The organism is Polymorphobacter sp. PAMC 29334 (assembly GCF_019431245.1).
Classification (GTDB): domain Bacteria; phylum Pseudomonadota; class Alphaproteobacteria; order Sphingomonadales; family Sphingomonadaceae; genus Polymorphobacter_B; species Polymorphobacter_B megasporae.
In genome coordinates this window covers 740,062-760,066 of sequence record NZ_CP080242.1, presented here as the reverse complement: position 1 = coordinate 760,066, position 20,005 = coordinate 740,062, and the positions used below count along the sequence as shown (strand labels likewise).

Here is a 20,005-nt window from a genome sequence, read left to right as displayed (position 1 = left end):
TGACCGTGACCGCCGCGATCCCCGGTACCGCCGGCTCGGCAAGATCGCGCCGCCAGCAGTGAAGCTAGCTTGGTCGAAGGTCAGCCTGCCGGGCGATTTCCGCGCCGTTCGCCCCCGGCCCGCACTACGCTGAAACCAGAAACTTATTCTGCTAGTCTTGTCCACACGCGGCGCCGATCGACGCCCGAAAACACTGTCGCTTGGCTCCATCGCACCGTCGCTGACACCTTCGCTTGCGCCAGTGCTACTTCAGCAGGTTAGTCCCGCGCGAAAGGCGGCCTCCACCGGATGGGTAAATTTAGCGGACGGGCCTAAGGCTTTCTGAACTTAAAGCTACACGCCATCCGCGACGGCCAGAATGGACGCTCGTCACGCTGCTCAGTGAGGTCTAGATAAACGACTAATAGCGCTCGGTCCCGAGCTACCGACGGCTAGGTCGGTGTTCGGTGACCGAGATCCTCACGTCATCAATCAGTGAAGAGATGGTGATGATAACACTTTTCGCTTAGGAGTGCGGACTGTTTGGAAGGCGGTAGGTACGTGAGGTTTAAAATGCGGATTATGCGTTTTGGAAGTTGGGCGTTTGCCACAGGCTTAGCCACATTTTGGTTCATTAGCGTGTTATGCTACGTTATAAAGTCTCTTGATAGCGATCACAATCGTTGCGATGAACTGCCAAAGGCTAATGCGGCAAAATTGTCCATTTATTGTCCAGTGCCGGGGATTTTTAAAATACCGAAGAATGACATTAGCTAACTTCTAGTTAGTTGCTTTAGGTATTAAAAGTCAAAAATGGTAAGTACTCGCACAGACCCAGTTTTACAATAGGATCAATTATCTGGTCTCGTAAGATGAGATGATTCGCGCGCCGCAGTTGTTCGGGATTCATGGGATTGAGGAGGCGCGTCGAACCTAAGCAACGGGAGCATTGCGCGGACCACCATCTCGGCACCTGGTTCGGTAAGATGGCCGTAATCGAAATGCATCGGCGTCCTATTTCCAGCGAAGAGCAGGCATGTGCCGGCTGGGCAGATAACCGAATATGCAGAGATGTAGCTTGCCCCTGATGCAATTGCAGCTGCTTTAACCAATGCGTCGACTTGCGGTCGATCCGGGGTCAAAAATCGCCGAACCGATGCAGGGTCTCCGGCCTGCACCGCACGAGCTAGCAAGCTTGGGAAGCTGCCTTCATACTCATCAACCGGCCCAATTACGATCACATGTAATCCCTTAGTACTTAGAAGTCGAACCGTTTCACTGAGGCGCCCTATTTGATCAGCGCGCCAGCGACTTGCCAGAATGATGCCCTGAATTTTTCCCGAAGCCGCAAGTGGCCCAATAACCTGCTCGATCATCGCATTGCACCTCCAGTCCCGCGATCCTCGGACGATCGGTGGGCAACCAAAATAGGTTGCCTGAAGCCAGTTTACGTCAGGAGCAAGTCGACGTAATTGAGTGCCGTACATGTCAGCATGGCTATCTCCCAAAAGCACTACATTTCTCATGCCGGCCTTGGTGGCCAAGCAATTACTCGTATCTAATTGTTCGTTAGGACTGCCTACGAAGCAACGCGGCATCCTGTTGTCGAAATGATCATGTCGCATCCGGGGATAGTTTTGAAACTCAGCGATCCGCGCAGCTTCTGAATTTATTGGCCAGAGGTGGTTCGAGGCGTTAGCGAGGACAAAACTAAAGGTCCCAATCGCTAAAACACAAGCCATTCCAAGCCCCACCGAGCGTTTCTTCGGGAGACGGCGCAGCCATCGTTGGCCTGGCTGCTCGACGATATAGTAAGAGGCCGTTGCAGCGATAACCGACATTGCTACTAGAAATAATGTTTCGCGAAGTGATAATATATCTCCGAATTGTTGCCTGTAAAAGGTAATGAGAGGCCAATGCCAAAGATAGAGTGAGTAAGATATTTTGCCTATCCAGCGCATAGGTGCGCACGATAGACCTTTTCCGATTATAGTTCTCTCCCCATATCCTAGAAGCAGCGTTGACCCGGCGACCGGTACCAATGCAAATGGCGCCGGAAAGGGAAGCCAGTGCGGAAGAAAAAACATGCTGGCAACCACAAGACCGGCACCTGCAAAAGCAAGCGCCGCGCGAAGTTGTCGGCCTATATTTGGAAAGGCGTCCAACGCGAGAAGGGCGCCAGCTAAGAGTTCCCAGGCGCGGGTCGGTAAAAGATAAAAGTCGCTCGACGGAAACCGCGGCTGTATCAGCAGACCTATACCGAACGATAGTATTCCTATAGCAGCCAAAACAAGGATGAGATGCTTACTCGCTAATCGATGTAGTACAATCAATAGTAGGGGATAGAATATATAAAACTGCTCCTCGACGCCGAGCGACCATGTATGCAAAAGTGGCTGCGACTCCGCTGCATGAGCAAAATAGCTCACTTGTGACCAAAAATACATATTTGACATGAATGCGGCAGCAGCAACTATACTTTCATCAATCGCAGCGATATCGCTCGGAATTATTATTATCGCAGGGGTCAATAAGACAACAAAGACTAGCACAATCAATAACGCAGGAAATATTCGAGCGACTCTTTTTTGATAGAATGTCAAAACCGAGAATTTGCCAATACTAAGATCAGCCATCAAGGTTTGTGTTATTAGAAACCCAGAAATTACGAAAAAGATATCAACGCCGGTATAGCCGCCGCGCAGCGTTTCGATGCCCGCATGATACAGCACGATCGGCACGATCGCCACTGCGCGAAGGCCGTCGATATCAGCGCGATGTCGTACCATCAGTGAGTCCATTGCAACCCTAACGACCAAAGGGCACGCATAGCAGCAGATTGCACAGATACGAGTCACTTCCGAAGCCTCGTGAACGAGGCTTGACCTGAATCTGAAATTTAGGCTAAGACTGTTCAGCTGTCACAGCCGAAAGTGAGTGGATCGGGGTCGTAGACGATAAATTGGCTCCTGTAGCCTCTTTGGCATCCTTGAATTTGGGAAGGGTCGCTTGGACCCTTGCGTGGATCGGCGCTATTCAGAGAGCGTGATCGTGGATGGTGCGGTAGGGCAAGCAAATTCCTTAAGTTCCTTGTGGAATAGGACTGCAAATTAACACCTTTGGTAGCTGGCGCGACGTATGACAGTCAGAGTGAATGAGCTTACCGAAGTGTATAAGGATGACTAGCCCCCTATACCGAGGCTCTGCGAGTTCCGAACCAGTATCGGGTTACCCGACAGCTTCGGACGTTCCGCGGATTTAATCGATATCGCCATACATCAAACTTGATATAACCTCGGTCAGAGCGGACAGTGCAGGCGGAAGATTCATATTTATGATTGAAACGAGTTAACCTGATAGCGCCTCGAGCCTCCTTTCGTTATGTACAACAAGCGGTGGGCGCGCTGCAGTTGCAAAGGCTAACCAAGGATGGACCAAAGACGTACGATAACAAATTTGCTAGGGCTATGCCTTGTCTCGTTATTCTTGAGCGGGTGCGGACAAGGAATATCGCAGTCTACACGTTACGCCGATGACAGCGGCAGGCCCGATGTCACAGATTTCAAAAAATATGCTGGCACAATGGTTCCAGAGAGAAAAGTCCCATTCCCAATCGATCTACCGTCGTGGGTATCGGTATATCCTGGAAGTGAGGTTTTGATATCACAGAAACAAGGCCGTGCTTATGCACACGGACCTTTAGAAGTTGTCATAATGCAGAGTAGTGATCATGTAGGAACGGTAAGAAGCTTCTACGATCGGCGAATACATCTCTCGAACGCCAAGCCGATACGCTCCATGATAGACTTATCGTCGTCAATGAGGACGGTCGAAACACCATCAGGAATAATAGCTATAGGGGTCAGTGAAAACGATGAAGGCGGCAGTACAATATCGATAACGCGCTATCTTAGTAAATAGTCTGGATTCTATCTCGGGATACCTAATCTTCTGGCCGAAAATACCGCTCCGGTAAATTGTAGCGCCCGCCGCGATTCGGGAGGCGGTCGCGCATCTCAAGACGACGCTGGGCATGAGCGAATGGCGTGAGTGCATGGTCGTCGGGTCGGATCGTAAGAGTATGCGTATCGCTCGTGCCTGGCCGATGATGGCGAGCTGCGGTCACGGCTGCATGAGCTGGCACAGCAGCGTCGGCGGTTCGGCTATCGACGGCTGCACATCCTGCTCCGCCGCGACGGCGTTGCCATCAACCGCAAGAAGAACCAGCGCCTGTATCGCGAGGAGGGGCTGACGGTCCGTCGCAGGACAGGGCGAGGGCGCGCCGGCACCGACACCAGTGATCGCGCTACTTAATCGGCGCTGGAGCCTCGAGTTCGTCCACGACAGCTCGCCACCGGGCGGCGGTTCCGGGTGCTCAACATCGCCGACGACGTGACACAGGTGGGTCTGGCCGCGGTGGTCGATACGTCGATCTCAGTCTGGTGGGTGGTCCGCGAGCTGACCGACCTCATCGCCAGGCGCGGCACACCCAAGATGATCGTCAGCCATAATGGCACTGAGCTGACGTCGAACGCGGTGCTGCCTCGTGTGGCGACGTGGGCATCGACTGGCACTATATCGCGCCACGCAAGCCAACCCAGCGGCATTCGCCGCCGGTCTCGAAACTTATCGGGCGGGGTTAACCCCGCCCGTTGCTTCGCCCGCGCTCGTGCGCGACAATAACAGCCGGTCTCTAGTTCCCGCTGGATGAAAATCGGGGGTGCACATCACGCAAGCTATCATCACTTGCACGTATCGGGCAGGTGATTCTGAGCCCACCCCTATACAATTGCTGTACAGGTCTCCATTTGCGGGCGGAGCCGCTGACGGAACACGGCATGACCATAACTCTTCTATAAGTATGATGGTCATGCCAGGCGCTTAAGAAGTTACTCAAATTGCCATTGGCTCTCCAAGCGAGGAGATCCGATCGGCCTTAACCCGGATCAGCATGAGCACCGGAGGACCCATACAGTTCGAACGCTTGCGTTAGATATGGAGCAGCGTCTGAATTCTACGTCTGTCCATTCCCCGGCAATACCATGTGCCGACCTGCTCGACACGCCGCGGCTTCACCCGGCGGCATCCAACGTCGTGGTTCGATACAGGCCACGGCACCGCGATGCACCGTCGAAGCACTTTCTTCCCTGCCTCACACCTCCGCGCCACTCCAGCCAAGAAACTTACAGTGTGTATCAGCGGCCTCGCCCATGTCTCAACCGGATCTCTGCCATAGCCCGAATTCGCTGCGATCGATGCGCTGTTCGATGGCGGGGATCCGTGACGTCCGCGCGACTATCACAACATTCCTGTCGTCTCTCATCCGTATAGCTTTCTCAGCCACACTGGCATGGTGCTCGAAGACGACAAACTGGCCGGGCGCTAGGACACTCTCTGGGCGATCCTGGCGACGGCCGAACATCAGAGCTGCGACTGGGAGCTGTTCGACCGCGACGAGCTCCATAATTTGAGGCACGTCATGCCGTCATCCCTCTGCCGCCGACAGGAGAAGGGTAACGCGCATGCACGGTAGCAGGCTTGCAAGTCATCGGCGAGGGTCCGTCGGCTTAGAGGGAGCCCTGACCGGCAGCCCCGGCAGCAGCAACCCCTGACCCGCGGGCCGTGTTGCTCGTTCTCTCCGGCTCTCCGCTGACGCGGGGCCGGGGAACGCGCTGCCCGCACCACCCCGCGTATCATGGGTTCCCCTCGCGTCTTCGCGCTCGGTGCCGCTGCCAGGGCAACCGGTCTTGTCGGGCTCACGCCGACGGATCTCCTGCCGGCGACATCCAAGGAGCTTTCCCGATGCAAGCCAGTCTCGCCTCCATTCTCCTCGCCGCCGGCCTCGAGGGCCTAAGCGTCAAGGACGCCGAACCCTCGCAGGATTTTCCGGGCAACGACGCGCTCGAACATTCAGTCCGCGCCGCCTGGAACGAGATGTTCGGTGTCCTCGCCGATACGCCCATGGAAAAACCCGCTGAAGATCTCGCATGGCAGTTCGTCAACATCTTCCACCGGGCCGGTGAGAAGCAGGAGCGCAAGCTCGACGACCTCAGCGACGAGATCCGCATTCTCGTCCGTGACCGCGATCAGTCGGAGATCGGCAGCGCCAACCTTGAAACCGTGATCGATCGCGCCCGCGAGACCGAGCAGGTGATGCAGTCGTTCCAGGTCATGCGCGAACAGGCCGCGATGCTCTACTGCGCCGAGACCAGCTATAGCTGGCGTGCCCAGCGCGGCGGTCGTTCGGTCCCCGGGATGACCTCGGCAGTCGTCGAAGGCCGCGCGTTCATCCGTGCCCGCGCCGAGATCAGGAAAGCTCAGGCGATGCCAGCCGGAACGCCGGTGGTATTCTCGGGCGGACGCATGGTCATCGACGAGACGCAGGCCAAACAGTTCGCCGACGATCTCTTCCGCACCCTCGACCGGGTGCACGACCGTGTCGGCGACATGGTTCTCGTCCACGGTGGGGACACCAAGGGCATCGATCGCTTTGCTGCTGGCTGGGCCGAGCGCAAGAAGATCCCGCAGGTCGTCTTCGGGCTCGACCCCAAGCTCGGCCAGCGTGCCGGGTTCCGTCGCAACGAACAGTTCCTGTCGATCAAGCCCCGCTACGTGATTGCCTACCCGGGCAACGGCGTTCTCGAGCGCCTCGTCGAATCGGCGAGGACGCAGCGAATCAGTGTGGTCGACCGTCGTGGTCCGCTCGGCACCCCGCCAGTGGCCGCCGCCAAGGTGGCCTGACCCGCCGATCGCCGACGCTGGTTCGCTTGCGTCGGCATTTTCTCCCGGAGATCTGGTTCGATGATACTGTCTCACGCTGGCACACGAGGGCTGCAGGTGCGGCTGCGGAGAAAACATAGGCTATGCCGACGATAAGTTGGAGGCTCTCTGGAGCCACCCGCAAGGGGCCCCATGCTCCGCCCAGATCAAACATTCATCCCATGGAAGCGCTCCTGCGCAAACTGGACCGCGAATAACGAGCGGTCATGACGATCGCTCAGAGCCAGCGAGGCTCGGGTGCGGTCCCAGCGCGCCTTGACTGTCTTTGCTCGTTTCGGAAAGAAAGATCGCGGAGGCAACATGGCGACAACTGAGTACGAGCACTGGATGCGCGAGGCGATCGCGGTCGCCACCTCGCGCGGCGATGATCCAGCATCGGCGCCGATCGGGTGCGTTATCGTTCTCGACGGCAAGATTGTCGGCTCATCGCACAACGAGTGCGAGACGCTGCACGATGCAACCGCGCATGCCGAAATGGTCGCCTTTCGCAAGGCAGGGATAGCGGTCACAACACAACATAACGTCGGCGGCGAGATGCGGGGGGCGACGCTATACTCAACGCTGCAGCCGTGCGGGATGTGCACCATGGCGTCGATCTGGGCAAAGGTCGAACGCATCGTTTACGGTGCGGGTCGCGACGACGTTCACAAGATGTACTTCGAGGCGCGCGGCATCGATACGCTCGACTTTGTAACCCACGCCTATCGCGACGACCTTTCCGTTGAGGGCGGCGTTCTCCGCGCCGAGTGCGCGCAACTCTACTACCCGCCGGACGCCGATCTCGACACCGATGAGCAGGCAAATCTTTGATCGTGGAAACGCATAATCGATGTCAAAGCGCGAATTAGTCGCCGTTGCCGACCGCGCAGAGGTCTTGGGACAAACCCGAACTTTAAAAATGGCGCGGTCTCAGCACGCCTACGTGCGCGGCAGCACGGTCAAGTTCTACGAATGGCTGGCGGAGAGTGACGGCAAGGTGCCCACGGGGCCGTCGATCTGGATCTGCGGCGACTGCCATCTCGGCAATCTGGGACCGCTCGCCGATGCGAAGGGCAAGGTCGAGATCCAGATCCGTGATCTCGATCAGACCGTTATCGGCAACCCAGCCCACGACATTATTCGACTTGCGCTGTCGCTCGCTGCTGCGGCCCGCGGGTTCGACCTCCCCGGCGCAGCAACCGCGCGAATGATCGAGGCGATCATTGCAGGCTATGTCGAGGGACTGGCAGGTCGTGATGGTGCCAACGACGACGATCAAGCGGCTCCGATCCGCAAGCTGCTGCAGGTTGCTGGACGACGGCGGTGGAAGCACCTGGCGGAAGAGCGCATCGAGGATATCCGGCCTGTCATTCCGCTCGGTTCTAAGTATTGGCCGATTACCAAGGAAGAACGACGTCTGCTCAGCGACCTGCTCGCTTCTGACACCGTCGCTCGTCAGTGGCGATCTAATGCCGGTGGCAACGATGACACAGCGCTCGAACTGCTCGATGCCGCATACTGGATGAAGGGCTGCAGTTCGCTCGGCCGCCTGCGCTATACAGTGATCGCCCGGCTTGGACCGGATGGGTCGCCGGCGCTGCTCGACATCAAGGAAGCCACAAAGGCTGCTGCGCCGCGTGATGAGCACGCTGAGATGCCGCGCGATAACGCGATGCGTGTCGTTACCGGAGCCCGGGCGCTGTCGCCGCACCTCGGCGAGCGTATGGGTGCCGGACGGCTCGGCAGTACGGCCGTCGTCATCCGCGAACTGATGCCGCAAGACCTGAAGACCGAACTTGATGAGCTCACCGCAGACGAGGCGCGGGAGGTCGCAAGGTCGCTGGCGTCGGTCGTTGGGCGCGCGCATGGGCGGCAGCTCGACAACCATCAACGGACCGAATGGGCCGCCGAGCTCACGCGGCAAAGGTCCAAAAGTCTCGACGCGCCGACATGGCTCTGGTCGAGCGTCGTCGACCTTGTCGGCATCCACAAGTCTGCTTATCTTGACCATTGTCGAAGGGCGCTACTTGCAGCTTAGATTATCCTCGCGGCATCTTTGATCGCCTGTATTGGAAAGCTCCTAGTCGACCAGCGTGGCTGTGTTGCCGCTGCGTCGGCGATCGAATTCGGCCTACCGCGCGAGGACCGGTACGAAGCGCACCGTTGAAGCGCGATTATCCCGACGATCACTGCAGCCTTGAGACACAGGTCACGCGGTAACACCGTCGGCACGACGATCGTGTCGACGGTTTTCGCGGCATTTCAGCGAAACGATAAGCCTCTCTGCCAACCGGACCTCTTGAGCGAGAAGGGCGGGTCGTAGCCGTTGCCGACGCAACCGCAAGGACGTGGCCTCGACAGTCGCCCAATACGCCGGAAAATCGCCGTTCATCTCGCGTCGGAGCCGCGCACGGAGGATCAAACGTTGTACTAAAACTCGCGTTGGCTCGAGCGCGACGTCACAAGGCGAGGCGTTGGCGGCATGACTGGCAATCAGATCGGCGAAACCGCCAGGCGCGCGGCCTGTCAGCCGCGGCGACGTGAATACCACCGGCGCATGGCTATGACGCAGGCGAAATCCGGCGCGCTCGATAGCATCGGCGAGAGCGCGGTCCTCGGCAAGCGCGATCAGCGGCACACCGCCAACCGCCCGATAGGTTTCGACAGTCATCGCCAGGCTCGCGCCCCAAGCCCATATGTGGCGCGGCCAAGGGTCGTGCGCACGCGGGTCGAGCAAATCTTCAAGCCGGGCATGCAGCGCCGCCAGCTGCCACTCATCCGCGCGGTGATCGAGGTTAGGCAGCGCCTCCCGCGCCGCCGCATCGAACGCGATCACGCCCGCGACCGCATCGGCACCAATCGCAATCTCGCTAAGGTTTGCAGCAATCCAGTCGACGTCGACGTGGCTGTCGGCGTCGGTGGTCATCACGACGCCACCGATACCGGCGCGTTCGGCGGCCCGGTCCATGACGTGCCGACGCGCGCCGCCAGCGTGTGCGCGATCAACGGGCAAGGCAATCTCTTCGACTTCGATCCGCGCCCATCGGGCCGCGAATGCGCGCGCCACGACCGCCGTATCGTCGGCGCAGTTGTTGGCACCGACGACGATCGTCACAGGCGCAGGCACCTGCTCAGCCGCACGATCGAGGGCGGCCAGGCAGGGGATGATATGGGCGACCTCGTCGCGGGCCGGAACACCCACGGCAACGGCACATGTCGTCCCGACAGTTAGACGGGGCAGAGCCATACTAGTGCGAGCGAGCCACATCGAGTGCGAAACGAACTGCCCCCACTCAAGTTTCGTCGAGAGCTGAAATGTCGAGCGTAAGCTTCGTCAGCGCGGCCTCTCAAAGCAAAGCGGCACTCTACCCGTGCCGACGGGCCCTAAATATGAGTTGCCCGATGCCCTTGCAGATATCGTTATTTACACCGTGCCGAGACGGATCATTGCCGCCGCGAGGGGCCGCTCGCTGTCGCATAGTCTTTCCAAGCAGTCAGCTTTTCACAAGCGCTGGCGCTCGTCAGGGGTCATCAGCATTCTCCACAGATGTCGATTACATTGGCGTATTGCCGTTAAATTCAATGGCGATCCACGGATCGTACGGGGCAGTTCTGGCCGCATCCGAACGGCGGATGTTTCGCGGTGGGTTGCCGGGAGGTGCCGCCCAGCATCCGGCCCCATGCTTGACCCAGTGGGAACGGCCTCAGCGCGAGGGCCATTTCCACACTGGTGCACTGGCATCGACGACCGTTGTCTCGCCCATGTTCTTTTGAAGCTCGATCTGGGTGGCGTCGCCAACGTCCATCAGCGCGGACACCAGCTTCTGCGCGTGCGATACGACGATGATCTGACACCGCGTCGAAGCCAGGACGAGCAGGCGAGCCAGGGGGGCGAGCAGGTCGGGGTGAAGACTGGCCTCGGGCTCGTTGAGGATCATCAGCTCCGGCGGTCGCGGCGAGAGCAGGGCGGCTGCGAGGAGGATGTAGCGCAGCGTGCCGTCCGACAGCTCTGGAGCGCTGAGGGGTCGGAGCAGCCCGTGCTGTCGCATCTCGACTTCGAAGCGATCGCCGACACTTATCATGGCACCGTCGAACGCGTCTGCGATCGCATTACGCAGTGCCTCGGCATCGCCGATCTCGATGATTGTCTGAACAGCGGCGCCGATGTCCGAGCCGTCGCCGGCGAGTACTGGGGTGAAGGTTCCGACCTGCGGCCGCCGCGACGGTGCGTCACGATCGGTCCGCAGATCATCGTAGAAGCGCCAGGCGCGCATCCGCTCGCGCAAGATCAGGAGCTCCAAGCCATCCGCCGTGTCGGCGCACTGCGCGATCATGCTGTCGACGGCCGAAATATCCCTGACGACTTCGTGCCACTCGCCGGTCTCGCCAGTGCGAACCCGGACAAGCTTGCCTCGACGTTCGGCAAAAAGGTTTGAACGTCCTAGTGTGGGCCCGGTCCAGACCGCCTCGAGCTTGATCTCGGGGTCGTAGCTGAAGCGAGTCATGGATGGGATCGGCAGGCCAAGATCGATGGCATAACCAAAATCGTCGGACGCGAACCCGAGTCTTAGGCTGACTGGTCCGGCGCGAACGGTCCCTTGGACCGGCATCGTACCGGCTCGCATTTCGCGGCTGAAACGCTCCGGACCTGCCCACAATGTTGATGCCAGTCCGCCCTCTGCCGCCAGCGACGCGATCGCGCGGCTCAGTGCAGCGTCGGACAGCAGGCGCAGGGCTCGATACAAGCTCGATTTGCCACTGCCGTTTGCTCCTGTGACGATGTTCAGCGACCCCAGCTCAAGCGTCACGTTGCGGAGCGAGCGATAACCGGCAACAGCAAGGCAGGTGATCATGTCGCCACATTATAGGCTGCAAGCACGACCATCCATAGAAGATGTCCGCAATCGCGTTCTCAGACGGCGTTAGGCGAGGGATTGGAATGGCCGCTTTGCCGCTTTAAATCCCGAGAGCGGACAGGCAGCAACCGGTCCTGTTCCTGCAAACATCCGGTCCAACTACCTCAATTGCCACGTATAGTGGGAAACCGGAGTGGATACTTTTGAAACGCAAATCTGACGCGGATGTCGTCGGCGCGACGCCCGCGTCGTCGCCTTTAGCTCGCGGCCAATCGGGTTTCGCTACGATCATCGACGGGATCAGCGCATGGATGTCGTCCCAGCGCTGGCTTTGAAATGGAATGCTCTTGTCGATGCCGTCGAAGCTGATGATGTCGACCGTATATTTTTCAGTGTAGAAGATTAGGTCGACCTCGACGAACGCCGAAACCTGCCCGCGAGAATTGTCGCCTTGATGCCATAAACTCTTGTCGACCCACAGATTGTTGTAGAACGGGTCGACCGACGTCGCGATGTCGCCGCCGATGCTTATATGGAGCGTCAGCTTACCCTCGACGCCAGCCTTGAGAATGACCGGCGACAGCTCCCGGCGTACGACTGTCTATGAACTCAATTACGGCGCGCATGCGGCACGTGGCGTGACCCTGCCCCCGATACGCAATACGTCGCCATCCGGCAGCGACAATCGCGGTGCGCAACGCGCTGGTGTTGGCAGGCCGTGTCGAGCTCGACTTCTGAACCGCACAAGGCTTGCGGCGTTTCAGCCATCGGAGGACTCTGACTATGGCAAAGCTATCCGAAGCCGATCGCGACAAGCTCCCGGCGAGCAAATTCGCCGAACCCGACAAGCGCGCTTATCCGATCGAAGACGCCGCTCACGCCAAGAATGCCAAGGCGCGGGCGAGCCAGGCCGAGAAGGCTGGGCGAATTTCTAAAGCCGAAGAGGGCAAGATCGACAAGAAGGCCGACGCCGTCATCAAGAAAGAGTGAGCGAGCGCTGCGGCCGGAGCGGCCTGCAGCCACGCATCCTACGCAGCTTCCTGCGCGCGCGATCCGACCCAGACTGTCGCACTCCTAAAACCGCGCAACCACCGTGGAGCCGATGCATTTCTTCGACAACGCTGGAGAAATGCTGATGTCCAAGGATGTGGATTTGCCCAATCGCAGGACTGTGATGACGACGGCTGGTGCCGTCGGCCTCGGGTTGGCTGCGAGCGCCAATGCCGCAACCTCCCGCCCGCCGGCGGTGGACGCCGGCGTGGTGAGCGACGGCAAAGTCCAATTTCCGCCGAGCAGCGATCCCAGCGACAGCCAGCCGCAACAGCCGCCCAACCCGGATCCTCGTGACAAGCGCGTCGGCTTTGCCGTCGTCGGTCTCGGCAAACTGGCGCTCGAGCAAATATTGCCCGCCTTTGCGCAGGCCAAGCACGGCCGGCTTGCCGCGCTCGTCAGCGGCACGCCCGACAAGCTCCGGGCCATCGCCGCGCAGTATGGGATCCCGGCCGACTGCTGTTACGGCTATGATGATTTTGCGCGCATCTCGAGCAATTCGGCGGTCGAGGCGGTGTACGTTGTAACCCCGAATGCGCTGCACCATCGCGATGTGCTCGCCGCGGCAAAGGCTGAAAAGAATGTGCTTTGCGAAAAGCCGATGGCGACGACCGCGCACGAGTGCCGCGACATGATCGCCGCTACCGCGAGCGCCAAGGTCCGCCTGATGATCGCCTACCGCATGCAATACCAGCCGCATGCACGGGAAGCGATCAAGCAGGCTCGTGGCGGCAAGCTTGGCGATGTCGTGCTGATGGACATGATCAACAATCAGAACCAGGGCGATCCCGCACAGTGGCGACAGAAACGCGCGTTGGCCGGAGGCGGCTCGCTTCCCGACGTCGGGCTCTATTGCCTCAACACGGCGCGTGCCATTCTCGGCGAGGAGCCGTCCGAGGTGTCGGCGACGATCTGGAGCCCTGCGGGCGACCCGCGCTTTGCCGAAGTCGAGGACAATGTCAGCTTCACACTACGCTTCCCGTCGGGCGTCATCGCAAACTGCCTGACGAGCTACGGCACGCATCGGTTGCAGCGCCTGAAGCTGATGGGGACGTCGGCGTGGCTCGAGATGGAAAACGCCTTTGCCTATGAGGGCCAGCGCCTGCGCGTCGCGCAGCTCGTCGACGGCAAGGAGCATAATGCCGAGTTGACAATCCCGGCGCAAAACCAGTTCGCCCTCGAGATCGATCACTTCGCCCAGTGCATCCGCAGCAGCCGGACGCCGCGCACGCCCGGCGAGGAGGGATTGCAGGATCAAGTGATCATAGAGGCGATCTATGCTTCGGCGCGGGAGGGGCGTCCGGTAAAGCTTGAACGCATCGTCAAGCGCGATGCATTCCGCGGCGCCGAACCGGAGGCGGCGGACTGATCCAAAGGGTGCGCAATACGTCCCAGCGAGACGCGATGGCGACACGCGAAGCCTGATAGTCGTCAGGGATCGCTGCTACCGATCCAGACGCTTCCGCCAAAGGTTGGGTACTTCCGGCATGCCGGAAGTGAAAAGCGCAAACGAAACGGGCGAGGCGGGCTGATTTAGAGGGGCGGCACAAGCGGCCAATGATTCGTCAGCCCGCACTCTATCACTGTACGACGTAGGTTCTACGGCGTAATGCCCCGCCGGCAAGGCCGAAGCCGCCGATCATCAGCGCCCATGTCGACGGTTCGGGCACCGCAGCGGTCACCGCCGACGAAGCGTCGAAGTTACCGACCGCGAGGGTCTTCGCGAACGGATCGCCGCCAATCGATTTCCCGAGGAAAAAGTCAAAGCCGCCATTACCGCTGCCGAGATCGAAGCCGCCAAAGGCATCGGCGATCGGATCGGCGTCGAGGCTGTAGCCCGCGGCGTTGATGAAGATGTTGCCGAAGCCGGCGAAAGCGCCATTGAGGATCTCGACGATCGGATAATTTCCCCCGCCAAGGTCGCATCCGGGTCCGCAGTCGCCTTCGGGATTGCCATAGCTTTGGGCATCGAACTTGGTGAAGCTGGTCGACCCAATCTTGATGCTGAGCGAGGCCTTGGGATCGTCGGACAGGCTCGCGGTCAGGACGCTCGAGAAGCCCAGCCCGGTGCCGTCGTTGACCGACTGGGTATGGTCGACAAGCTTGCTCGTGTCGTAACGAGCCTCGAAGGTGATCGGCGTATTGACGCCGAACGCCGCCGCCGTCCCCGGATTGATAGCGAGGATATGTCCAGAAAAGTCGACTTTGACATAGTGCGCTTGCGCTGCCGGAGCGGCCAAGGCGACGGGCAGTACTGCTAGAACCAGTATTGAAAAACGCATGACCATCTCCCTTGCGGTGCCCGCGTTTCGTCGCGCAGGCTCAAGAACTGACCGGAATGGCCAGGATGAAACGGGATAGTGGCGCGGCGTCAGGACAAGCGCGGGGACACCGTCATTCCACCGTCAAAGGATCGTCAAATCGGTCAAGGAAGATGATATGGCTGCCGCGGCACATCTCAGTTACGCGCGAAAGATGCCCGCGAATTCGTTTGCGCCGACCTTTGCAGTCGGGCCATGCTAGACATGATAAGTCTTGCAACTAGCCGCGGCCGAGAGGAGCATGGTGGACCAGGATAGTGGCCCTGGCGCAGTCTGCGAAGCATCGTCTTACGATGTACGGCTGTTCGGGGCTTTCGCGATCGTCGCTCCGAACGGTGAACCGGTTACGCCAGGCGCACGCAAGGCGCGGGCGTTGCTCGCATATCTCATTTTTACCGGCGAGCCGGTCCGGCGGGAGCGGCTCGCGTCCCTTTTGTGGAGTGAGCGGGGAGACGAGCAGGCGCGCGCCAGCCTGCGACAGACCCTGTACGAGATGCGGGCATTGGTTTCGGGCAAGCATCCACCGATGGCGGCGTTCGACCGGACGCGGATCTGGCTTGTCGCAGGCAGCGTCATGACCGATCTCGATCAAATGCGGCTGCTCGGGACGAGCGGCGAGGCATCTGCGCTGGTGGCGATCGTCGGCGACCGGCCGCGCGACCTTTTGATCGATCTCGACGGCGTCGACCCGGCATTCGACGACTGGCTCGTCGTCGAGCGTGTCCAGCGGCGTGACGAACGGCGTCGGATTATCCTGGCGATGGGCGACCGCGCACTTGCCGGCGGCGACGCAGCCGTGGCGCTTCTTCTGGGCAACTGCCTCCTTGCGATCGACCCGATCGACGAGGTCGGAGCGCGACTGACGATGACGGCGCACCACCTGTCCGGCGACCGCGACGGAACCCGCCAGACCTTCGCGCGGCTCGAGACGGCGCTGCGCGAAGACATAGGCATGGCACCGTCGGAAGAAACTGTCGCGATGCACCGGGACTTGATGTCGGCACCGCCGGCGCGTCCTCCCGACAAGCCGGCGGCCCCGTCGTCCCGCCACAGCGTCGACGACGTCACCGGCGTCGAAGCGGCGCGTAAATTCACTGCGCCGGCGGCGCGGCGACCGTATTTGCGGCGGGCGACGGTGGCCGTGACCGTCGCCGGCGTGATCGCCGCTGCCGTCGGCCTCTGGGTCTGGCCGTCGAGCGGAGCGGAGCAGCGCATGCTCCTCGTTGAGCCGCTTCGTGTCGCGCCCGGCGACGGCACCGCACAGACATTGAAGGAGGGGCTGTCGACCGACCTCGCCCGCATGATCGTCGGGAACGACGCGACTTTGACCGTGGTCGACGCCGGTGACCAGCAGAGCGCTACACGGACCCGCTTCGCGGTTTTTGGAAACGCCCAGAGCAGCAATGGCGTCCTCCACGCCAACATCAAGCTCGTCGGCGACCATGATGCGATCCTATGGTCGAACAGCTTTTCGCGGCCGATCGTCGAGGTCGACGCACTCCGCGAACAGATGGCCGCAGCAGTCGCCGATGTGACCTTGTGTGCCTTGGGCCGCCACGATCCCGGTGCCCTCGACCTTGAGACGATGCGTCTGTTCCTTGGTGCGTGCGAGCAAAAACACGGTGACTGGGAGGTATCGGTCAAGCTGCTCAAGCAGGCGGTCACGCGACAACCTGAGTTCGCGCATGGCTGGGCGATGCTGGCCGCAGCAACCGCGTCGGTCGCCGACGAGAGCGACGACGCCATGGCAGCGGATCTCCGGCATCAGGCCGGCCTCTACGCAACACGGGCGCTGGCGCTCAGCCGCAACGAGCCCGAAGCGTATTACGCGCGCGCCGAAATCCTGCCGGGCCTCGTGAACTGGCGCCGTCGCATGGAAATTCTATCGGCTGGCCATGCCGTCGATCCGACCAATTCGGTCGTAAACAGTACGATTGCCGGGAACCTTGCTCTCGTAGGTCGCCTGCATGAGGCGGTCGATTATGCTCGCTCGGCCGTCGAGTTCGATCCGTTCAATCCACGTGAGGTCGCGTGGCTGGTCGAACTGCTCGCCGAAGACGGGCAACTCGACGCGTCGGCGGCTGCTGCAAAGCAGGCGCGGCAGCGATTTCCGAAGAGCCGCTTCATCCTACGCAGCGAGTTTATCGCCGCCGCCCTGGTCGGCGACCCCCGCCGCGCCCGCAAGTTGCTCGCTGATGAACGCTCGCGCGGCCTCGACACGGACAGCCCGGGCTGGAACCAGTTTATCGACGCCCGCATCGATCCGTCGCCCGCCCGGCTCGACGATGCGGGGCGCGCGATAGTTGCCAGCGCATCCGACCCGCAGCACGGCGGGATTGGACCGGTCGTCAAGCTTGGCGTTCTCAAACAGATCACCGCGGGCTACGAGCTTATCGAACGAACGAGCCTGGACGACCACACGGAGGTCGACACCGATCGGCTTTTTATCCCGACGATGGCGGCGTTCCGCGCAGATCCCCGATTTATGAACCTTGCCGTGCGCTTGAAGCTGGTAGCGATTTGGCTTGAAAGCGGGCATTGGCCCGATTTCTGCGGCAGGTCGATTTCATATGATTGCAGGTTGGCAGCGCGAAAGGCTTTGTCGCGCAGTGGATAACAAATCATTGTGGCACCTCAGGCGATTAACTCCCAACATTAGGCTGGATCACACTCAGATCACGGCATCAAGATCGAGCTCCGGCAGCCGAAGCGCGGCTAGGCCAGAGCCGCCGCCGCATTCGCAATATTCGAACGGCAGTTATGCAGCGTACTACGTTCCAAATCCGCCAGGCAGTTACCGGCCTCTAAGAAGAAATCGAAACCTGAACGAGCGACCGCTTTCGTGCAGCGGGCGGGCGGTTCTGTACGTCCGCCATTGGGGCGTCGCGAGCAACTGGCGGCGGACTTGCATTCTTGATCACCAGATCCGAGCGCGTTTATCCGGCGAGACGTAAAGCGCGTCGCCGGGCTTGATTCCGAACGCCGCGTACCAGCCATCGATATTGCGGACGACGCCGTTGACCCGGTACTTGCGGAAGCTGTGCGGGTCACTTGCCACCTGTTCACGGATCGCCTCGTCCTTCGCCTTGCCGGCCCAGCCCTGCGCCCAACCAAGAAAGACGCGTTGGTCTCCGGTCAGTCCAGCAAGTACCGGGGCCAGAGCGCCGTGGAGCGAGGCGTGATAGGCGTCGAGCGCAATCGCCAGGCCACCGAGGTCCGCGAGGTTTTCGCCCATCGTCAGGTCGGGGTTTATGTGGACGCCGGGCAGTGGCTCGTAGGTTGCGTATTGCGCGCCGAGTACTGCCGCGCGTGCCTTGAACGCGGCGGCATCGGCCGGCGTCCACCAATCGCGCAGCGCCCCGGCGGAGTCGATGCTGCGGCCCTGATCGTCAAAGCCGTGGGTCATCTCGTGACCGATCACGCCCCCAATGCCTCCGTAATTGACGGCCGGATCGGCCGCGGCATCGAAATACGGCGCCTGTAGGATGCCGGCGGGGAAGACGATGTCGCGGAGCGAGCCGTTATAGGCATCAACCGTCTGGGGCGTCATGCCCCAGTCGCTGCGGTCAACCGGCCCGTCGCTTCTGCCGAGCTGAAACGCCCACTCCGCTGCCGCCGCCCGGCGTACGTCGCCAAGCAGGTCATCACGCCTAATAACGACATTGGAATAATCGCGCCGATGGTCGGGGTAGCCGACCTTGATGATATAGGTGTCCAGCTTCTTCAGCGCCTCGACCTTTGTCGCCGGACCCATCCAGTCGAGGCGTTCAATCCGCGTCCGGAACGCCGCCTTCAGGTTGCCGACCAGCGCTTCGATCTTGGCCTTGTCCGCAGCCGGAAAATAGTGCGCGGTATAGAGGTCCCCGACTGCCCAGCCCAGCGTCCCGAAGCATTCGGTAGTGCCGCCCTCACAATCGCCTCCGCTCACAGCCAAGATACCGCGCTTCCACCGCGGTTTCTGCTCGGTCTGGCCAGCTAGCGCCTTGCCGTGGAACTCAATGTACGCGTCGGCGAAAGCCCGGCTGAGATACGGCGCGGCCTGATCGGCGACGCGGACGGCAAGCCAAGCCTGCAGCGTTATCAATGGCGTCGCGGCGACGACGGCAGCGAGCTTCGGTAGCGCGGTATTGGTCGTCGCCACCAGCGTCGCCTTGCCGCCGAGCTGCTGCGCGGCGATGAACGCGGGCCAGTCAAAGCCGGGCGCGTAGATCGCCAGCTCGCCCGGTGTCATCGGATTATATTGCGTCGTCAGGTCGCGCTGCTCGACGTTGGTCCAGCTCACCGTCGCCAGCTGCGTTTCGAACGCGAGCACGGCCGCTGCCGCCGCGTCGGGATCGGTCCAGCCGACCAGCTTCAGCAGCGTCGCAGCATGGTGGCGATAGGCCTCACGCTGTGCCGCGAACTCAGACTTCAGATAATAGTCGCGGTCGGGCAACAGCAACCCCGACTGGCCGAGGTAGACAGCGTAGCGGTCAGTAGCCTTCAGATCGAGGTCGATTGACGTTACGAACGGTGCGGGAAACAGCGTGTAGCCGGTTTGCCCCATCAGCGCGGCGATCTGACGAGGGTCGCGAGCGGCATGGATCGCGGCGAGTTCGGGCGCGATCGGCGTCGCCCCGGCAGCCTCGACCGCTGCCTCATCCATGAAGGCGGCGTACATCGCCCCGACCTTGCCGGCGGTGTCAGCAGGCGCGACTGACACGTTGCGACTGACAGCGTCAAGCAGGCCGCGGAGCCGCGCCTCGACACGATCCCCCATGTCGCGGCCGCGTCCTGCCGACGACTGATCGGCGGGAATGACCAGTGTCTTCAAGTAAGCATCGTTGCTTGCCGCGAAGAAATCGTCGCCGGGCCGCACGCTGTGGTCGAATGCGCTTAAGTCGAGGCCGAACGGCGGATAGACCGGCGCGGCCAGCGTTGACGCGGCCATCGCAAGGGCTACGGCAGACGCGCTCCAGTAAAGAAAAGTCCTGGCCATTTGTTGCACCCCTGCGGTTTTGCCCCTGCCCAAGGCGTCGCAAGAGCGAGCGTATGGGCTGA

11 protein-coding genes and 1 pseudogene are annotated in these 20,005 nt (G+C 60.7%); 7 read left to right on the top strand and 5 right to left on the bottom strand.

Features of this window, described 5'->3' with window-relative positions; genetic code table 11:
- Positions 1-830: 830 nt before the first annotated feature.
- Positions 831-2,768 carry an acyltransferase family protein gene (locus KZX46_RS03430; protein WP_219773907.1) on the bottom strand — a complete coding sequence of 646 codons (1,938 nt, stop codon included), beginning with the start codon at positions 2,766-2,768 and terminating at the stop codon, positions 831-833.
- A gap of 1,187 nt (positions 2,769-3,955) precedes the next feature.
- Here KZX46_RS03430 and KZX46_RS03425 point away from each other — a divergent pair.
- From KZX46_RS03425 to KZX46_RS03410, 4 genes and pseudogenes are all read left to right on the top strand, one after another.
- Positions 3,956-4,580 (top strand): annotated as a pseudogene (locus KZX46_RS03425) (DDE-type integrase/transposase/recombinase); the annotation flags it as partial.
- 1,201 nt (positions 4,581-5,781) lie between these two features.
- Positions 5,782-6,720 (top strand): DUF2493 domain-containing protein, encoded by a 939-nt coding sequence (locus tag KZX46_RS03420; RefSeq protein ID WP_219773906.1) that lies wholly within the window; start codon positions 5,782-5,784, stop codon positions 6,718-6,720.
- Between the two features lie 339 nt (positions 6,721-7,059).
- Complete coding sequence (locus KZX46_RS03415) at positions 7,060-7,569, top strand: nucleoside deaminase (RefSeq protein WP_219774263.1); 510 nt, start codon at positions 7,060-7,062, stop codon at positions 7,567-7,569.
- 19 nt (positions 7,570-7,588) lie between these two features.
- On the top strand, positions 7,589-8,776 hold the full coding sequence (locus tag KZX46_RS03410) for a DUF2252 family protein (protein ID WP_219773905.1): 1,188 nt from the start codon (positions 7,589-7,591) through the stop codon (positions 8,774-8,776).
- A 171-nt stretch (positions 8,777-8,947) separates the two neighbouring features.
- Here the strand turns inward: KZX46_RS03410 and KZX46_RS03405 are convergent, their stop codons facing one another.
- Positions 8,948-9,940 carry a glycosyltransferase family 2 protein gene (locus KZX46_RS03405; RefSeq protein WP_219773904.1) on the bottom strand — a complete coding sequence of 331 codons (993 nt, stop codon included), beginning with the start codon at positions 9,938-9,940 and terminating at the stop codon, positions 8,948-8,950.
- A 502-nt stretch (positions 9,941-10,442) separates the two neighbouring features.
- Complete coding sequence (locus KZX46_RS03400) at positions 10,443-11,591, bottom strand: AAA family ATPase (RefSeq protein WP_219773903.1); 1,149 nt, start codon at positions 11,589-11,591, stop codon at positions 10,443-10,445.
- A 786-nt stretch (positions 11,592-12,377) separates the two neighbouring features.
- Between KZX46_RS03400 and KZX46_RS03395 the strand changes: the two genes are divergently transcribed.
- Positions 12,378-12,584: a hypothetical protein gene (locus tag KZX46_RS03395; protein ID WP_219773902.1), complete on the top strand. Its 207-nt coding sequence runs from the start codon at positions 12,378-12,380 to the stop codon at positions 12,582-12,584.
- Positions 12,585-12,729: 145 nt separating this feature from the next.
- Positions 12,730-14,013, top strand: a complete 1,284-nt coding sequence (locus KZX46_RS03390; RefSeq protein WP_219773901.1) for a Gfo/Idh/MocA family protein — start codon at positions 12,730-12,732, stop codon at positions 14,011-14,013.
- A gap of 211 nt (positions 14,014-14,224) precedes the next feature.
- Here the strand turns inward: KZX46_RS03390 and KZX46_RS03385 are convergent, their stop codons facing one another.
- Entirely contained in the window at positions 14,225-14,926 is a 702-nt protein-coding gene (locus KZX46_RS03385) for a PEPxxWA-CTERM sorting domain-containing protein (RefSeq protein WP_226895842.1), read from the bottom strand.
- Between the two features lie 412 nt (positions 14,927-15,338).
- Here KZX46_RS03385 and KZX46_RS03380 point away from each other — a divergent pair, with 412 nt between their 5' ends.
- Entirely contained in the window at positions 15,339-17,582 is a 2,244-nt protein-coding gene (locus KZX46_RS03380; RefSeq protein WP_219773899.1) for a BTAD domain-containing putative transcriptional regulator, read from the top strand.
- A 300-nt stretch (positions 17,583-17,882) separates the two neighbouring features.
- On the opposite strand, the gene KZX46_RS03375 is transcribed toward KZX46_RS03380, so the two are convergent.
- Positions 17,883-19,943: a M13 family metallopeptidase gene (locus KZX46_RS03375; RefSeq protein WP_219773898.1), complete on the bottom strand. Its 2,061-nt coding sequence runs from the start codon at positions 19,941-19,943 to the stop codon at positions 17,883-17,885.
- Between the last annotated feature and the right edge of the window lie 62 nt (positions 19,944-20,005).

Coding starts and splice junctions, on each gene's coding strand:
- KZX46_RS03410 (WP_219773905.1), top strand. CDS start 7,589: ATGTCAAAGCGCGAATTAGTCGCCGTTGCCGACCGCGCAGAGGTCTTG.
- KZX46_RS03385 (WP_226895842.1), bottom strand. CDS start 14,926: ATGCGTTTTTCAATACTGGTTCTAGCAGTACTGCCCGTCGCCTTGGCC.
- KZX46_RS03415 (WP_219774263.1), top strand. CDS start 7,060: ATGGCGACAACTGAGTACGAGCACTGGATGCGCGAGGCGATCGCGGTC.
- KZX46_RS03420 (WP_219773906.1), top strand. CDS start 5,782: ATGCAAGCCAGTCTCGCCTCCATTCTCCTCGCCGCCGGCCTCGAGGGC.
- KZX46_RS03400 (WP_219773903.1), bottom strand. CDS start 11,591: ATGATCACCTGCCTTGCTGTTGCCGGTTATCGCTCGCTCCGCAACGTG.
- KZX46_RS03395 (WP_219773902.1), top strand. CDS start 12,378: ATGGCAAAGCTATCCGAAGCCGATCGCGACAAGCTCCCGGCGAGCAAA.
- KZX46_RS03390 (WP_219773901.1), top strand. CDS start 12,730: ATGTCCAAGGATGTGGATTTGCCCAATCGCAGGACTGTGATGACGACG.
- KZX46_RS03430 (WP_219773907.1), bottom strand. CDS start 2,768: ATGGTACGACATCGCGCTGATATCGACGGCCTTCGCGCAGTGGCGATC.
- KZX46_RS03375 (WP_219773898.1), bottom strand. CDS start 19,943: ATGGCCAGGACTTTTCTTTACTGGAGCGCGTCTGCCGTAGCCCTTGCG.